This is a genomic window from Pseudarthrobacter albicanus (genome assembly GCF_018224015.1).
Classification (GTDB): Bacteria; Actinomycetota; Actinomycetes; order Actinomycetales; family Micrococcaceae; genus Arthrobacter; species Arthrobacter albicanus.
This window is the reverse complement of the sequence record NZ_JAGPOT010000225.1, coordinates 1-516: the sequence shown is the minus strand read 5'-3', so window position 1 is coordinate 516 and position 516 is coordinate 1. Positions and strand designations below refer to the sequence as shown.

1 protein-coding gene is annotated in these 516 nt (G+C 74.4%); it reads left to right on the top strand.

All coding sequences use genetic code 11. The features are described from left to right. The coding region (locus J9611_RS21550) for a DUF222 domain-containing protein (protein ID WP_372447832.1) at positions 1-516 on the top strand (516 nt) is incomplete at both ends.

The following is a 516-nucleotide window of genomic DNA, read 5'->3' as shown; positions in this document are numbered from 1 at the left end:
GGCCCCGCCGCTTCCGCCGCCGCTTCCACCGCGGCTGCCCGGGCGGCCGCTGCCGTGATCCCGCGTGCCGGCGGCGAAGACGACACTGACCCCGGCGCGGCGGGGCTGGACCTCCGCTCGCGGCCGCAGAAACTCCTGGACGGCCTCGTCGGCGCCTGCAAGGCCGCGCTGGCCTCCGGGGGGCTACCCGCCGCCGGAGGACTGCGCCCCCAGGTCATGGTCACCATCGACTACCGTGCCCTCCTCGAAAGGCTCGGGAACACCGGCACGGCCCGGACGGCGTCGCACACCGGAACACTGAACACCGGGACACTGCTGTTCACCGGGCCCGTCACCGCCGCCACGGTCCGGAAGATCGCCTGCGACGCGGACATCATCCCGGTCCTGCTCGGGACCGGGGCAGGATCCTGGACATCGGCCGGACCTCACGGATCTTCCCGCCCCACATCCGCAAGGCCCTCACCGCCCGGGACCAGGGCTGCGCCTTCCCCGGCTGCACCATCCCCGCGCCCTGGT